General features: G+C 59.9%; 12 protein-coding genes. 5 read left to right on the top strand and 7 right to left on the bottom strand.

Annotated features, from left to right (window positions below; all coding sequences use genetic code 11):
- Positions 1-63 precede the first annotated feature (63 nt).
- Positions 64-1,095, top strand: coding sequence for an isocitrate/isopropylmalate dehydrogenase family protein (locus AB2L51_RS00670; RefSeq protein ID WP_166110241.1), 1,032 nt, complete (start codon positions 64-66; stop codon positions 1,093-1,095).
- 80 nt (positions 1,096-1,175) lie between these two features.
- On the opposite strand, the gene AB2L51_RS00665 is transcribed toward AB2L51_RS00670, so the two are convergent.
- The 4 genes from AB2L51_RS00665 to rpsD form a co-directional block, all read right to left on the bottom strand.
- On the bottom strand, positions 1,176-3,092 hold the full coding sequence (locus AB2L51_RS00665) for an FUSC family protein (protein WP_395580683.1): 1,917 nt from the start codon (positions 3,090-3,092) through the stop codon (positions 1,176-1,178).
- A gap of 116 nt (positions 3,093-3,208) precedes the next feature.
- On the bottom strand, positions 3,209-4,114 hold the full coding sequence (locus AB2L51_RS00660; protein ID WP_395580682.1) for a LysR family transcriptional regulator: 906 nt from the start codon (positions 4,112-4,114) through the stop codon (positions 3,209-3,211).
- A 15-nt stretch (positions 4,115-4,129) separates the two neighbouring features.
- Positions 4,130-5,677, bottom strand: coding sequence for a peptide chain release factor 3 (locus tag AB2L51_RS00655; protein WP_395580681.1), 1,548 nt, complete (start codon positions 5,675-5,677; stop codon positions 4,130-4,132).
- Between the two features lie 99 nt (positions 5,678-5,776).
- On the bottom strand, positions 5,777-6,394 hold the full coding sequence (gene rpsD / locus AB2L51_RS00650; RefSeq protein WP_025824941.1) for a 30S ribosomal protein S4: 618 nt from the start codon (positions 6,392-6,394) through the stop codon (positions 5,777-5,779).
- Between the two features lie 303 nt (positions 6,395-6,697).
- On the opposite strand from rpsD, the gene AB2L51_RS00645 reads away from it, so the two are divergent.
- On the top strand, positions 6,698-7,228 hold the full coding sequence (locus tag AB2L51_RS00645; protein ID WP_395580680.1) for an HdeD family acid-resistance protein: 531 nt from the start codon (positions 6,698-6,700) through the stop codon (positions 7,226-7,228).
- Between the two features lie 35 nt (positions 7,229-7,263).
- Here the strand turns inward: AB2L51_RS00645 and AB2L51_RS00640 are convergent, their stop codons facing one another.
- On the bottom strand, positions 7,264-9,906 hold the full coding sequence (locus AB2L51_RS00640) for a cation:proton antiporter (protein ID WP_395580679.1): 2,643 nt from the start codon (positions 9,904-9,906) through the stop codon (positions 7,264-7,266).
- A gap of 265 nt (positions 9,907-10,171) precedes the next feature.
- Here AB2L51_RS00640 and AB2L51_RS00635 point away from each other — a divergent pair, with 265 nt between their 5' ends.
- The 3 genes from AB2L51_RS00635 to AB2L51_RS00625 are packed head-to-tail and all read left to right on the top strand — an operon-like array spanning position 10,172 to position 12,294.
- On the top strand, positions 10,172-10,417 hold the full coding sequence (locus tag AB2L51_RS00635; RefSeq protein ID WP_395580678.1) for a hypothetical protein: 246 nt from the start codon (positions 10,172-10,174) through the stop codon (positions 10,415-10,417).
- Positions 10,407-10,580: a hypothetical protein gene (locus AB2L51_RS00630; protein WP_395580677.1), complete on the top strand. Its 174-nt coding sequence runs from the start codon at positions 10,407-10,409 to the stop codon at positions 10,578-10,580. The genes AB2L51_RS00635 and AB2L51_RS00630 overlap by 11 nt, the downstream gene beginning before the upstream one ends.
- Positions 10,567-12,294, top strand: coding sequence for an ABC transporter substrate-binding protein (locus tag AB2L51_RS00625; RefSeq protein ID WP_395580676.1), 1,728 nt, complete (start codon positions 10,567-10,569; stop codon positions 12,292-12,294). The genes AB2L51_RS00630 and AB2L51_RS00625 overlap by 14 nt, the downstream gene beginning before the upstream one ends.
- 83 nt (positions 12,295-12,377) lie before the next feature.
- Here the strand turns inward: AB2L51_RS00625 and pstS are convergent, their stop codons facing one another.
- Positions 12,378-13,415, bottom strand: a complete 1,038-nt coding sequence (gene pstS, locus AB2L51_RS00620; RefSeq protein ID WP_395580675.1) for a phosphate ABC transporter substrate-binding protein PstS — start codon at positions 13,413-13,415, stop codon at positions 12,378-12,380.
- A gap of 28 nt (positions 13,416-13,443) precedes the next feature.
- Complete coding sequence (gene pheT, locus AB2L51_RS00615) at positions 13,444-15,903, bottom strand: phenylalanine--tRNA ligase subunit beta (protein ID WP_395580674.1); 2,460 nt, start codon at positions 15,901-15,903, stop codon at positions 13,444-13,446.

The following is a 15,903-nucleotide window of genomic DNA, read 5'->3' as shown; positions in this document are numbered from 1 at the left end:
AATCGCCTGTGCGTCCAAAGAGGCGCAGAACAGGCACCGAACGTTGAAAGGGAGCTTCTCAGAATGACAGCACATAGCAAGACCATTCCCGCCACACTTATTCCCGGTGATGGCATTGGCCCTGAAATTGTTGAATCGGTTATCGAAATTCTGGACGCGGTTGACGCCCCGTTTGTATGGGACCGTCAGCTGGCCGGCATGGCTGGTGTAGATGCGGTTAACGACCCACTGCCCAAGCAGACCATTGAGAGCATCCGCCGTACGGGCCTTGCCCTTAAAGGCCCACTGACCACACCCGTTGGTGGTGGCTTCAAGTCCATTAATGTGACACTCCGGCAGGAATTCGGCCTGTTCGCCAACCTGCGCCCCACCAAGACCATTGTCCCCGGTGGCCGGTTTGAGGACATTGACCTCGTTCTCTTCCGTGAGAACCTGGAAGGCTATTATGCCGCCATGGAGCACTACATTCCCGTGGGTGAAGACCCCAAGGGTATTGCTCTGAGCTCCGGCTTTACCTCCCGCGCGGAATGCCGCCGGATTGTCAAATACGCCTTTGATTATGCCGAAAAAAACAACCGCAAGACGGTTACAATCGTGCACAAGGCCAACATCCTCAAGCTGCTGACCGGCCTGTTCCTTGAAGAAGGGCGCAAGGTTGCCGAGGAATACAAAGGCCGCATCGCCTTTAACGAACGGATTGTGGACGCCTGCGCCATGCAGCTCGTCATCAACCCGTGGCAGTTTGATGTGATTGTGACCACCAACCTGTTCGGGGACATCCTGTCCGACCTGACCGCTGGTCTGGTGGGTGGTCTGGGTATGGCGCCGGGTGCGAATATTGGCGAAAAAGCCGCCGTGTTTGAAGCCGTCCATGGCTCAGCACCCGACATTGCAGGCAAAGGCATCGCCAACCCGCTGGCCCTGCTGCTGGCTGCTGTGATGATGCTGCGCCACGTTGGCCACAACAAGCAGGCTGACCGGATTGATGCCGCGATCAAAAAAGTGATCACCGAAGGCGGCGTCCGCACCAAGGATCTGGGCGGCAATGTCACGTCCAAGGAACTGACGGCAGCCCTCAAGCAGGGTCTGGCCTAAGTTACAGGCCACCTCCTCCGCCACGGGCAGGTCCGGCAGCGGAGGGTGACCACAAGGGGGTGCTTCGGCATCCCCTTTTTTTATGGCAGTTCCATAGGCTGCGCGCAGGCCAGAAGCTGGAGACTGAGCAAGGCGTGCTCAAATATTTCCTGCTGCTGGGGGGGCATCTGTGCGACCTGCCTGCCAAGCCAGCGTGCAGTTATGGCTGCCTGCCGGGTTACCACCACCCCATCATCCTGCTCCCAGTGCCGCAGAAAAGCCCGGAATGCCTGCTGCACAGTGCGCGGCGTGGTGGGGGCCAGAGCAAGCTCGCGCAGCAGAATAACATGCATTCCACTCACCATGCTCGAGAACTGCTGACGGGCAAAGGCTTTGCGCTGCGGCAGGGCAATACCCTGGGCATTACGCACAATCCGCACCAGACTCTCCGCATTGCCCGACAACCACTGATAAACCGAAACCCGATTATTGGCAGAGGCCAGTTCCCGTAGTTGCCTGCTGGTCCAGCGTGCCGTGCGCAGCATATGGGAATCGGGCCTGAACGGCAGAACCGTGCGGTATGTCCACCCCGCCACCAGAACCGCCCCCAGAAATGCAAGGGCCGTGTTGAGGAATGAAATCTCGTCATACCGTCCCTGATTATTCGGCCCCATCAGAACAGGCAGAAACATGTTGAACGAAAACGCATAGCCCGCCGTAGCCGGGTTACGCGCAGCAAGCCCGCCAATAACCATAGGCACCATAAGCAGCAGTACCAGCAGCTCAGGCGTACTGAGCGCGGGCAGAACCAGCGTTACGTAAACCCCGGCCGCCAGCACGCACCATACGGCCCCCCGAAAGAACGGAGCCGAGGCCACAACGGGGTTTTCCCGCGTGGCCAGCAAGCCATACACAAGTGCCAGCAGTGACATAAAGGTTGGCCCCGCAGGCCATGCCGTAACCTCCCACAGCAGCCAGCCAACCAGAATACCCGCACAGGCACGAACACCGTTTTCCACCGCTTCCAGCGTATGCCTGCGCGAGCGGATACGAAAACGGAAATGGTCCTCCCGCCGGTGTGTCAGGCAGGCCTGCACGTGCTCGTCAATACTGCGCTCATCCTTGCGGATGGATGTTGGCACCGTGCTGGCAGGCAGCAGCTTAAGGGTAGCCAGCCCTTCTGCCCGGGCCAGCATCACCAGCAGCCCCGCCAGTGCGGCACGGGCATGGTCGGCCATATGGCCATACCCCCCGGCTTCCAGCGCATCGTATTCAATACGGCTGCCTGTGGCGGTCAGTTCGCCCAGCAGCGGACTCTGGTCCAGTTCGGTTGTCGGGTGCCCTTCCACCAGACAGGTTACACGGTTGCGCACCAGCGCCTGTACGCTTTCCAGCCGGGTTTTGAGCCGGGCACGCGCATGGGCCTGCAGGCCGGGCATGAACAGCAAGGCCAGCAGGGCCTCGCACACCACGCCCAGCACAATATACGTGCCGCGCGCCATGGCGATGTCAAACACCTGATCAGGCTGCATAATGGCCCCGGTAGCCACAATGGCCGAGGTAAAGCCGGTCAGGACCAGCCCGTAAGCTTTATACCCCTCCAAAAAGGTGGCCATGCCGCAGCACAGGCCAATCCAGCAGGCCAGCACACCAAAAAACAGGGCAGGACTTTGCGGAAAAGCGGCAATAAGCCCCACCGCCACACAACAGCCCAGAATTGTGCCCGCAATACGCCACCGTGCCTTGGATAAGCTCTCCCCACGGGAGGACTGCGCAACCACCCATACGGTCAGCGGTGCCCACTGGGGGCTGTCCAGCTCCATGGCCATGGCGATGACAAGGGACAGCCCGGCGGCAAAGGCCGAGCGTACGGCAAAAGCGACATCCCCGTAGGACGGGGCAACAAGCCATTTAAGCTTGCCCGCCCAGTGCGCGCTGAGCGCATGCCACGCAGCCAGCAACAGCGTACCCCCGCACCGGTGGCCGGGCACGCCTGCGTCTGGGTCCATATTGTTCATGGTGTGTTGTACTCAGCCAGCCGGAAAAAACCGCACGATGTTCAGATCGGCTGCATAAGTCCAAGCGTTTGTTCTGATTACATCATAAGCAGGATTTATGATGAACCCACAATCTGCTAAGCAGTATAAATACTGTCCAGTTCCAAAGTCGTGGCGACATGCCACAGGCGGGTAAGCAGCGCGGTGGAATTAGGCTGGTTCAGCCGGAGCACACCAACATCCGGCGCTGGGGACGGGTCCAGCCTGCATACCTGCAACGGCTCCATAGGACCTGTACGCTCTGGCAAGGCGGATATGGGCATAATACCAGCCACCTTGCCTGCCATGATTTCCGTATGCAGCAGTTCCAGCACATTGGTTTCCAGCATGACCTGCGGCACCACGCCAGCCTGTGCAAAACAGGCATCCACCAGTTGCCTGCTGTGCATATTGCGGTTGAGCAGCCCCAGCGGCAGGGTGGCCGCCTCTGCCCAGCCGCATCTGTGCTCCGCTGGCAATGGAATGGAAGGGGCTGCAATCAGCACGTAATGCTCGGCGTACAGGCGCTGGACCTCGAACGGTCCATCCTTGGGCACCTGCTCCAGATACATCAGCCCCAGATGAATGCGCTGCTCCCTGAGTTGATGCAGGATTTCCGCATTGGGGTAAACAGTGACCTCAACCCGCAGGGCAGGCACGGCGCTGCGAAAATGCTCCAGCAGCAGCGGCGCAACCTGCACCCCCTGCGGCATGATACCAATGGAGACAAACCCGCCTGCCACATCCTGTGCAAAAGCGGCCTCCTGCCGCAGGCTATCCAGATCCGCCAAGGTCTGGCGGGCCCAGATCAGCACACGCTGGCCTTCCTCCGTCAGCCCGAAAAACCGGCGGTTGCGGTTGATGATGGTAATACCCAGCTCGTTTTCCAGCTGCCTGATCGCAGAGGAAAGTGCTGGCTGGGAGACCCCACAGGCCTGTGCTGCGCGCGAAAAATGGCGGTGCTGGTCCAGCGCGATCAGGTAACTGAGTTGCCGCAAAAACACCTGTGCCTGCGCCCCTTAGCCGATTTCGATCCCGATCTGCTTAATATCGTGGAACTTGATGTCGGGGTTCTGCTCTTCTGTCCGGCGCATCATAAAGCCCGACGTTGCAAGAAAAACAGGGTCATCATCCAGATCATCCGCCATGGCAGAGCGGTTGGAGGCGGCAAACGCCTCAATTTTACTCCGTGGTCCGGTGATCCAGCGCGCAAGGGAGAACGGTGTGGAGTCAAACCCGATACCAACGCCATATTCCGCCTGCAGCCGGGCCTGCAACACATCAAGCTGCAGTGTGCCCACCACACCCACAATGGGAGGCGCGCCATCCTGCGGCCTGAAGAGCTGTACGACCCCTTCCTCCGCCAGCTGCACCAGAGCCTGTTTGAGCTTTTTGGCCTTCATGGCGTCATCAAGACGCACACGGCGCAGGATTTCGGGGGCAAAATGGGGAACACCGGTAAAGCGGATGTCCTCCCCCTCGGTCAGTGTGTCACCAATACGCAAGGTGCCGTGGTTGGGAATGCCCACAACGTCGCCTGCAAAGGCTTCTTCCGCCAGATGCCGGTCCTGCGCAAAAAAGAACTGAGGCGTGTGCACGGCAAAGCTTTTGCCTGTGCGCGTGTGTTTGAGCCGCATACCCCGCGTTAGCCGACCAGAGCATATGCGCGCAAAAGCAATGCGGTCACGGTGGTTAGGGTCCATGTTGGCCTGAATCTTGAACACCAGCGCCGTCATACCCGGCTCATCCGCCGTGATTGTGCGGCTTTCCGCCGCCTGCGCGCGGGGGGACGGGCCAAAGGCCACAAGCGCGTCCAACAGGTCGGTCACGCCTATTTCCTTGATCGCACTCCCGAAAAACACGGGGGTCAGATGCCCGGCATCGAACGAGGCGCGGTCAAACTCCGGCAAGGCAGCCTCGGCCAGTTCCAGTTCCTCACGCATCTGCACCAGACGGGCATCGTCCTCCGCCAGCGGTGTGAGCGTGTTGAGTTTGCCGTTCAGCAGGTCATACGTGCCAACAAATGTGGCCGCACGGCCAACCGGCCAGGTGGCGGGGCATGTATCAAGTGCAAGGGAGGAAGCAATTTCGTCCAACAGGGCAAAGGGGTCCTGTGCCTCGCGGTCCATCTTGTTGATGAAGGTCACGATGGGAATATCGCGCAGACGGCAGATTTCGAACAGCTTGCGTGTCCGGTCTTCTATCCCCTTGGCGGCGTCAATCACCATAACGGCCGAGTCAACGGCGGTGAGGGTCCGGTATGTATCTTCGGAGAAGTCTTCATGGCCCGGCGTGTCGAGCAGGTTGAACACGCACCCGCCGTAATCAAACGTCATGACCGAACTGACAACCGAAATGCCACGGTCGCGCTCAATGGCCATCCAGTCCGAACGTGTGCGGCGGCGCTCGCCTTTGGCCCGCACGTTCCCCGCCAGCTGAATGGCACCCCCCGCGCGCAGAATGCGCTCGGTCAGTGTGGTTTTACCGGCGTCGGGGTGCGAGATGATCGCAAACGTACGACGGCGGACAATTTCCTTACCCAGTTCAGGATTGGCGGTATCAGACATAAATCAGTTCCGGGGCTTCTGGCATGAATAAAAACGGCAAACGCCGGATGGAGAGAAAACCCTCCACCCGGCGTCCACAGGTCGAACCGGAGTTCCCGATTAACGGGAGTAGAATTCGACCACCAGGTTCGGTTCCATCTGCACCGGATACGGCACATCGGAAAGCTGCGGGCCACGCAGGAACGTGCCCTTCATCTGGCGATGATCCACTTCCATGTATTCCGGCACGTCACGCTCAGCGGACTGGGTTGCATCCAGAACGATGGCAAGCTGCTTGGACTTTTCACGCACTTCAATCACGTCACCATCCTTAACGATGTAGGACGGGATGTTCAGCTTGCGGCCGTTGACCAGAATGTGGCCATGGCTGATGAACTGACGGGCAGCAAACGGCGTGATCGCGAACTTCATGCGGTAGATCACCGCGTCCAGACGACGTTCGAGCAGGTTGATCAGGTTTTCAGACGTATCGCCCTTACGACGCACGGCTTCCTGATAGTAGCGGCGGAACTGCTTTTCCGTGATGTTGCCGTAGTAGCCCTTGAGCTTCTGCTTGGCCATCAGCTGCACGGAAAAGTCAGAAGGCTTGCCCTTGCGGCGCTGACCGTGCTGACCCGGACCGTATTCACGACGGTTAACGGGGGACTTTGCACGGCCCCACAGGTTTACGCCAAGGCGGCGGTTGATTTTGTACTTGCTCTCAAGGCGCTTGCTCATAGTGCGCTCTTCATCTCTCAACAGGCGGGCCGGGAGAAACAGCCCGTCATTACACCGGTAGTCTCCGTCCACCACGGATCGGAGCGGGCGCACACCGCATTACCAGCAAAAAGGCGCTGGCCGGTCTGTCCACATTCCCGGCAATGGTCGCAGGGTTTACGAGAACGTCACCGGCCTGTCAACAAAAGCCATGCGGATGAGGGGGCAAGAGGCGTGCAGGGCCGTTTTTATTTTGTATTAACACGCAGCAACATACTATCAGGGCAGCACTACTCTTCACTCTGGGACGCAAGGATATACACCATGCCATTTGCACACAAATGGGCCCTCTTTGTCGGATTGGGCGTTGCGCTGGTCATACTGGGCTTTGTTGCCTGCCTTGATGCGGTGTCCGTTACCCTCGCCAGCACCATGTTTATTGGTGGCCTGCTTATTTTTGCCGGGATCATGCAGGGTGTACATGCACTTGCGGTCAAGGACTGGGGGGGCTTTCTGTTTTCCCTGCTCTGCGGCGGGCTTTATGTTCTTGCTGGTGCCCTGCTGATCAGGGAACCTGTCTCCGGCTCCGTGGCCATTACGGTTTTTGCCTCTGCCTGTTTTGTTGTGGTGGGTGTTCTGCGCTCGATCATGGCGTTGCAGTACCGTGGGCTACCGGGCTGGGGCATTATTCTGGCCAGCGGGCTGATCAGCCTTGTGGTGGGCATGTGCCTGTACCTCAGCCTGCCCTGGTCCGGCCTGTGGCTGATTGGCACCTTTATCGCCGTTGAACTGATAGCAAGCGGCATTGGCTGGGTACAGTTCGGCCTTGCGCTGCGCCAGAGCAACCTGCGCTAGACCTGCCTGCCTGATACCCCAAAGAGGCAGGCGACTTACGCCTTGCCTGCCTCTTTATCGTCTGATGTTCCTGCATCGGGCTTTTCCGGCGGCATAAGAGCCAGCACATCTCCTTCGGGTGCAAGCAGGGCTCTGGCCGCCAGACCATCCTCATCCATAGCGGCTATTTTCCGCCTTGGCAGAAGCGATGTCGGACGCTCCCCTGCCTCGCGCTTGCGCAGGATTGTTTCGATGTTCTGCATGACAACCGGGTAGTCATCTACCAGACGGCGGAAACGCGACGCCTTGATCGCCATAAAGTGCCCGAACTGCACAGCACGCACATTGCCCACACAACGCCAGCGCTGGAGAGCTTCCTGCGCGCCAAGCAGGTCCCCTGCCCCGTACAGTTCATCCACCCCGGCCACATGCGCCTCCACCAGCCCGGCGCTGATAAAATAGACGTAGCGCATCTTCTGCCCCTTGCGGCACAGCAGTTCCTGCGGTGCAACAAAGCGCAGGGATGTGGTGGTGGCCAGATCATGCAGTTCCGCACCCGGCAGCCCACGGAACACGGCTGCGTTTTTAATCCGGTCCTCAATCCCGCTACGCAGGTCAAAGCTCAGGCGCTTGTTCAGGCGGTACCTGCGGCGCTCCAGTTCCTTGAGCAGTTCACGGTTCAGTTCATCACTGATCAGGGATTCCGCGAGGAGGGTGTCGTATTCCTCCCCTTCCAGACGCAGGGATATCTGGCGGAAAATGCGGTTTTCCAGCGCTTCGGCGTAGCCATGGTAATGCAGCCGCAAGGTTTCGAGCGCCTCATCCAGCAGCTTGCGCTGGCGGGAGAGCACCTCGGCCACAATCTCCCCAATACGACTGCCCAGCGTGGGTTCGAGTCGTTCACGCATGAAGCGGGTCAGCGAGATGGAAATAAAATGCGCCACCATCAGCATTTCAAACCGCTCGGCCATGCACAGCATCAGGGGCCGGTCCCAGTGCAGGTAATTATGCACCCATTGCGCCAGATCAAACCGCAAGGAAGGACTCAGCCGCCGCCGTAATGCGCGCACATACCCCAGCCGCCCTTCCAGCCTTGCACCATCAATGGCGGCTTCGGAGGAACGCAGCAGGGTTTCCATCACCCGCCGGGACAGACCCTGCATGCGGAACAGGTCCAGCAGCAAAGAGCGCTCCTGACTGGCTATGGTGATCAGGGCGAGGTTGACACGCTGGGTATCGGACAAAGCCTGATCGAACACATTGGCGGCCTGCTCCTCCTCCGAGCGCCGCTCGATCTGGTCCAGCACGGGGCGCGTGGCGTCCGCGCTAAAGCCGAGCTCTTTCCCCAGTTCCTGCGCCCGTTCGCGGACATTCCCCAGACCTATGCCCAGCACCTGATGGCGCATAGCCTCATCAATGGGAGAAAGCTGGTCGAGCTTTAAAAACAGAACAAGCGAGCGCAATGTGGTGCCATTGACCAGCAGGGTAATCAGCACAAAGCCGGTGGCGATAATACCAATAAAATGGGCAATGGGGGTTGCGACATGCTCGTTCTCAGTCACAGCCAGCGCCAGCGCCAGCGTAATCGCCCCACGCAGCCCCCCCCACACCATGGTCACCTTGAACGGTGTTGGTACGGGCGGAGAAAGGCGCGACCATGCCAGAAATGGCAGCATGCCAAACACCACGGCTGCACGGGCGGTAAGCCCGGCCACACTGGCGATCAGGATCAGCACCCAGTCCCAGCGGGTCATGCCCACCAGCAGGTGCGGCACCAGCATGGACGCCAGCACAAACACCAAAGACCCCGCCCAGAATACCAGTTGCTGCCAGAGCTGGTTAAGAAACAGCCATGTCTGTGGCCGTACGGTGGACGGCCCGTAAACCGAGAGCGTCAACCCCGCAGCCGCGGTGGCCACCACACCGGATACCCCCAGAAACTCGTCCGAAATAATATAGACAACATAGGGCAGCGCGACGCTGAGCGTAATTTCGGCAGCGGAACTGCCGATGGCCGACATCATGGCCAGTGTCAGCCGTCCGCACAGCACCCCGACCACCAGAGCCCCCGCAAAGGAGACGACAAACGAAACAACGGCCTCTCCCGGGTGGATGGCGCGATGCAGCGTGACCGATGGCAGCAGAATGGAAAAAATGGAAATGGCGGCGGCGTCATTGAGCAGCGCCTCCCCCTCCACCAGCCGGGTCAGACGGGTGGAGGCGCCAATATCGCGGAAAATCCCGGCCACAGCGGACGGGTCCGTGGTCGCCACAATGGAGCCAAGCAGCAGGCAGACCACAAGCGGCATGCCCGCAAAGGGCATCAGGGCGAAACCGATCAGGGCGGTGGAGAGCGCCACAGCCACCACGGCCAGCAGCAGCACGGTTGCGGCCTCGTGCGCCAGACGCCGCACATCAATGGCCAGCGCACCCTGAAAAACCAGCACGGGCAGAAAAATAAGCAGGAACGACTCACTGCTTATGGGAAAATCCAGCAGGGTTTCGGCTATCCCGCTCAGGGCGGAAGCATAGGACGTACGCAGCGCAAAATCCGCCAGCGAACCAATAATAATGCCGACAATAGCCAGCAGAACGGTTTCGGAAAGTTCGAGCTTGCGGGCAATGGGCTGTACCGCACTCACCACAACCAGCAGGAGCGCAATAACAAGCAGTATCGCAGCCAGCCCTGTTACCGCCATACCCATGTCCCTTTTACTGCCAAAACCTGTCTGATTCCTTCCTTGCTAACACAATGATAAGGCAAGGAAATGGCAAACTCCGCTCTTTGGCTCCGCTTTTAACAGGCCCGAGGCAACCATGCCACACCTGCAAGCACAGGTAAGGAACATGCACACGGCGCATGACTGCGCATTTTACGAAACCTGCCGCCGCCATATGGCGTGCCCACAGCGCCACAGAGGGCAAGACTTTTCCGACAGGAAAATTGGGAGTATGCTCGGTAACATGAAAACGTCCACACGCTCCCGTACCCAGCTTGCCCTGCTTGTGTTGATGCTCACGGGCCTTTCGGCCTGCGCGGAAGACCCCAATGCGCACCACTACCACGCACGCATCCACAAGGGACAGGTCACACCTGACTGGTACAGGCCGCCAGCAACCCCGCAAGACACCGCCCAATACACAAAGACGCAGAACTTGTATAGAAAACAGGCCGTCGGTGCCCCGCAGGGCGTACAATATGACCGATAATGACAAGACGGAGAAAGTTGTCCGTCTGGCCGTTATCGCCGGGGCTGTCATGGTGGGCGTTATTGTCCTGAGCACCATGTATTCCGGCTTTGCCGCCCTTATGACCGGCCAACCCATGCCAGGGCAGCCCGCCCAGACCATGGGCCAGAATGTACCGCGCTAAAAAGCGACACTCTTTTTACAGTCAGCTTGCTGGCGGACTGCTGGCATGCCTGCTGGCCTCTCCTCTTCCCCAAGGGATATGCGCCAGCCCTCCAGCACCTCCACCCGAACTCCCCCTGCCCGAACATGCAGGCGGAACACTCCGGCTGGTTGCCTCTGCTTCTGGCGGCACACTGGACCCCCAGATCAACTACACGGGCAAATACATCAATCTTTTTGCCAATGTGTATGATGGGCTCACCACTTTTCGCAAAGTTACCGGCCCTGCGGGCAAAGAGGTCGTGCCCGATCTGGCAGAAGCCCTGCCTGCCCCGCAGGATGGCGGGCTGAGTTACACGTTTACGCTGCGCCCCAACATTGTCTTCTCCAACGGCCAGCCCGTGACCACGGCGGATGTTGTTGCCTCCTTCCAGCGCCTTTTCCGTATTGGTGCGCCAACAGCGGGAGCGTTCTATGGCGCTCTTGTCGGAGCGGATGCCTGCCTGCGTACCCCCACACACTGCACTCTCGAACATGGGATAGAAGCCGATGCAGCCACCCGGCGCATAACCTTCCATCTGACCCACCCCGATACCGAGTTCCTGCAAAAGCTGGCCTTTACCCACGCTGTTATTCTGCCAGCCAGCACCCCCGACCACGATACGGGCAATACCCCCCTGCCCGGCACCGGCCCCTACCGGCTGGAAGCCTACGACCCCAACAATTTTCTGTATCTTGCCCGCAACCCTGCCTTCCATGTCTGGAACCCGCAGGCACAGCCCGCAGGCTACCCCGACCGAATTGAATATACCTTTGGCATTCCCGAAGAAGCCGCCGTAACCGCAGTGGAAAACGGGCAGTATGACTGGATGGCCGATACCATCCCCCTGGACCGGCTGGGAGAGCTTGGCAGCCACTTTGCGGAGCGGACGCATGTCATGCGCCATCCCTCGATCTACTTTTTACCCATGAACATGCATGAACCCCCTTTTACGGACATAAGGGTGCGTCAGGCTGTTAATTATGCTCTCAACCGCAAAGCGCTGGTTATTCTGTACGGTGGACCGGGTATTGCCCGCCCGTTATGCGGGCTTGTTCCGTCTGCTCTGGATATTGCGGGGCAGAACTGTGCCTATACGCGCGGGGCCTCGCCCACCGCACCAGCACAGCAATGGTCCGCGCCGGACATGCAGATGGCCCGCAATCTGGTCCGCGCAAGTGGCACCACGGGGCAGAAGGTTACGCTAGTCGTGGACAATACCAGCGCAGACATGGCCATGGGCGCCTGGGTGCGCGACATGCTGCAATCCCTTGGCTATCAGGCCGTGTTGCGCCCCATAAGCAGCAGCCTGCATCTGCCCTACATCCAGAACACGGATAACCATGTGCAGATATCACTCACAAGCTGGTCAGCCGATTACCCCTCGGCCTCCAACTTTGTGGACGCGCTCTTCGGGTGTGAGAATTTTCATCCCCATTCCGACAGCTCGATTAACATACCGGGATTTTGCGACCCCCACGCCCAGTCTGTCATGGAGCGGGCCAAAACGGATACCAGCCTGAGCACAACCCAGCGCGACCAGCTCTGGATGGAAGCCAACAGGCTGATCATGGAGCAGGCACCCGCCGCTCCCATGATTGAAAAAGACAACGTGGTGCTGACATCCGCCCGTGTTCGGAACTTTTTTTATACCGAGGTCAATCAGATCCTGTTCTCTCAGGTCTGGCTGCATTAACCACCGGAGCGGTTATCCACAGAATCTGTGGATGAAATATAGGACAAGTCTGGAATGAGCGCGGGATAACCCCTGCATATGGCTCACTCCCCGCCAAGCCTGAGCAGAATACGAGCACGGATCTGCTCAGGGAGCGGCACATAATCAAGCTGCCGGGTTACGGCCTCCCCACCAAGCAACCCCCAGCGGAAAAAGCGCCGCACGGCCTGCCCCTGATTATCGGCGGTCGCCGTGGCTGGGAACAGCACATAGGTGGTGGTAATAATGGGCCAGCTTTGCGCCCCTTCCACATCACTCAGGGCTGCGGTCAGGTCCGCCTCATCCCATCGTGCGGACTGGGCAGCCTGCGCAAAGCTTGTGGCGGATGGACTGACAAAAAAACCATCATGATTCTGCATCTGCACAAGAGCCAGATGGTTGCGCACAGCATAGGCGTATTCAACATAGCCTATGCTGCCTGCCGTATTCTGCACATACGCGGCAATACCGTCATTACCACGCGCGCCAGCGCCCACCGGCCATGCCACGGATGTGCCCTTACCCACGCCATTTTTCCACTCGGGGGATACATGGGCCAGATAGTCTGTAAAAACATAGGTCGTGCCCGAGCCATCCGCCCGGTGCAAAGGGGCAATCACCTGATCTGGCAGATTGACGCCGGGGTTAAGGGCGGCAATCCGGGCATCATTCCACTGGGTTATGGTGCCTGCATAAATAGCAGCCAGCACAGGCCCGCTCAGGCGCAGGGCACCATCAGCCACACCGGGAACATTGGCGGTTATCACCACCCCCCCGATGGCTGTGGGTACCTGCACCAGCCCGCCAGCCACCAGACGTGCATGAGCCATGGGGGCGTCGGATGCGCCAAAATCCACCGTGCCAGCCAGAATCTGGTTCTGCCCGGCACCCGAACCTATGGTCTGGTAATTCACCCGCACATCCACGCCAGCAGGAGCCGCCGCCGACCATGCCTGATACAGCGGCGCGGCAAAGCTTGAGCCCGCCCCTGTAATTTCGTCCGCCCGTACGGCATGCGGCGGGGCAAACCCACCGCATAGCAGCACAGCGGCAAAACCGGCCTTGACCCAGCGGCTTACATGGGCGGGGGAATAACATGCCATGACCTGCTCCTTCTGCCGCGGCCTGCCCTTAACGCAGGACAGCCCCGGTCGCCTTGCTGACAGCAGCCACAATACGCTCGGATACGGCTTCGAGTTCAGCATCTGTCAGACTTTTCTCAGTAGGCTGGAGTGTGACCTCCACCCCGACCGAGCGTGTGCCTTCCGCCACATGCGGCCCTGTATAAATGTCAAACAGGCTGACATCAGCCACAAGCAGGCGGTCCGCACCACGTACTGCGCGCAACACGCTTTCCACTGGAACATCCTGTGCAAGCACAAACGCAAAGTCACGCCGCACCGGCTGGAAAGCAGACAGAACAGGCGCGGTTTTCTTCTTCTTTTTAGGCTGCGGCACGCCTTCGACAAACACTTCGAACGCCACAACCGGCACATCGATCCCCGCGGCCTGAAGCACGGAAGGATGCAGTTCGCCAAAATACGCCAGAACGTTTTTGGGTCCCTGCCGCAGCACACCCGAACGACCGGGATGGTACCATGCCGGTGCATCCACCGTGGTGGTGATGGCATCGGGGTTAACCCCGAACTGCCGCAACACCTCCAGCGCATCCGCCTTGGCAGCCCAGAGCGACACCGCATGCCCGGGCACACCGGGGTAACGCTGCGTAAAACCCGAACGTACACCGGCTGCCAGCGTCTGCTGTGCGGACTGGGCAAAGGCCGGACCAATCTCAAACAGTCCAATATCCCCCCACCCGCGCACGCTGTTGTGCCGGATGGCCGCCACCAGATTAACCAGCGGGGTCGGGCGCATCTGGTCCAGATCCGAGGCAATGGGGTTGAGCAGGCGCAGGCTTTCTGGTGCGCCGCCAAAATGCATGGCTTCCTCGTGCGAGACAAAGGAAAAGCCCACGGTTTCGGTCAGGCCACGGGCAGCCAGAACGCGGCGTGCCAGTGCAAAACGGCCCTGTGCAGGAGTGAGCGATGCACCGGGCACCACGCTGATGGGAGGCAACGGAACAGCAGGAACTGCATCCAGCCCTTTAAGCCGCAGAACTTCTTCCACCAGATCGCTCTCGGCCTCAATGGCCGCTACACCCTGTGCGGCAAGGGCTGCCACATCGGCGGGCAGGTCCCTGCCCTGCGACAGAACAGGGGCCTGCGCCACATCATTCCGCCACGAAGGCACACCAAGTTCCACCTCCCCGGCGGTCCGCTCGCGCACCTCAAAGCCCAGCTTTTCCAGCAGGCTTACGCTCTCATCAGCCGGCACGTCCAGCCCGCCAAGATCGCGCACCCGGTCAAAGCGCAGCGTTGCCGTGCGCTGCCATGCGGGCGGCTCCCCGGCGGAGACAACCTCGCTGGCTTCCCCCCCGCACAGGTCAATAATCATGCGGGTTGCCGCTTCCAGAGCGGCTACAGGAAGTGCCTGATCCACACCACGCTCAAAGCGATAACTCGAATCAGACGACAGGCCGAGCCTGCGGCTGCTCAGGGCCACATGCACGGGGTCAAACAGGGCGCATTCCACAAACACATCGGTTGTGGTGTCAGTCGCACCTGTGGCTTCCCCGCCCATAATCCCGGCAAGGGACTGCACACCATTCTGGTCCACAATAACGCAGTCTTCCGCCGTTACGGAGCAATCCTGCCCGTCCAGCGTGCGGAAGGTTTCCCCCGCGCCACGGCACAGGGTCAGCCTGCCACCGGCAATTGTGTTCGCATCGAACACATGCAGCGGACGCCCAAGGTCGAAACAGAAATAGTTGGTAATATCCACCAGTGCGGAAATGGAGCGCAGGCCAATGCTTTCCAGCCGGTTACGCAGCCATTCCGGGCTGGGGCCGTTCCTGACCCCACGGATGGTCCGCCCCAGCACCCACGGGCAGGCCTCGGGGTAGGTAATGGCCCATTCCACGGGGGAGGCAAACGTGCCTTCCACCGTTTCGGCCAGCCACGGGCGCAGCGTGCCAAGCCCGGCAGCGGCCAGATCGCGCGCAATGCCACGCACACCCAGCGCATCGCCCCGGTTGGGGGTTATGGCAATATCGATGACCACATCATCCAGCCCGGCAAAATCGGGGTAGGACTGGCCGGGCAACGTATCGGCTGGCAGTTCGGCTATGCCGCTGGTCTCTTCCCCCAGCCCCAGTTCACGCAGGGAGCAGAGCATGCCACCGCTGAGCTCACCCCGGACCTTGCCTGCCTTGATGGTTGTATCCAGCCCCGGCACATAAGCGCCCGGCGGTGCAAAGATAACCGCCAGATCCTTGCGTGCATTGGGAGCACCGCACACCACCTGCACATCCGAAAAACCGGGACCGGCATCCACCCGGCAGACCTGAAGACGGTCAGCATTGGGGTGAGGCTGGGCGTCCAGAATACGCGCGGTCAGAAACGGTTCGAGAGCAGCCCCCTTGTTCTCGACACTTTCCACCTCCAGACCAATCTGGTTGAGCATGGCGCATATTTCGGCCAGCGTTGCCTGTGTTTCCAGGTGCTCATACAGCCATGACAGCGTGAATTTCAT

The sequence above is a fragment of the Acetobacter fabarum genome (genome assembly GCF_040702925.2).
In the GTDB taxonomy this organism is placed as follows: Bacteria; Pseudomonadota; Alphaproteobacteria; order Acetobacterales; family Acetobacteraceae; genus Acetobacter; species Acetobacter fabarum_B.
This window is presented reverse-complemented; position numbering and strand designations above follow the sequence as displayed.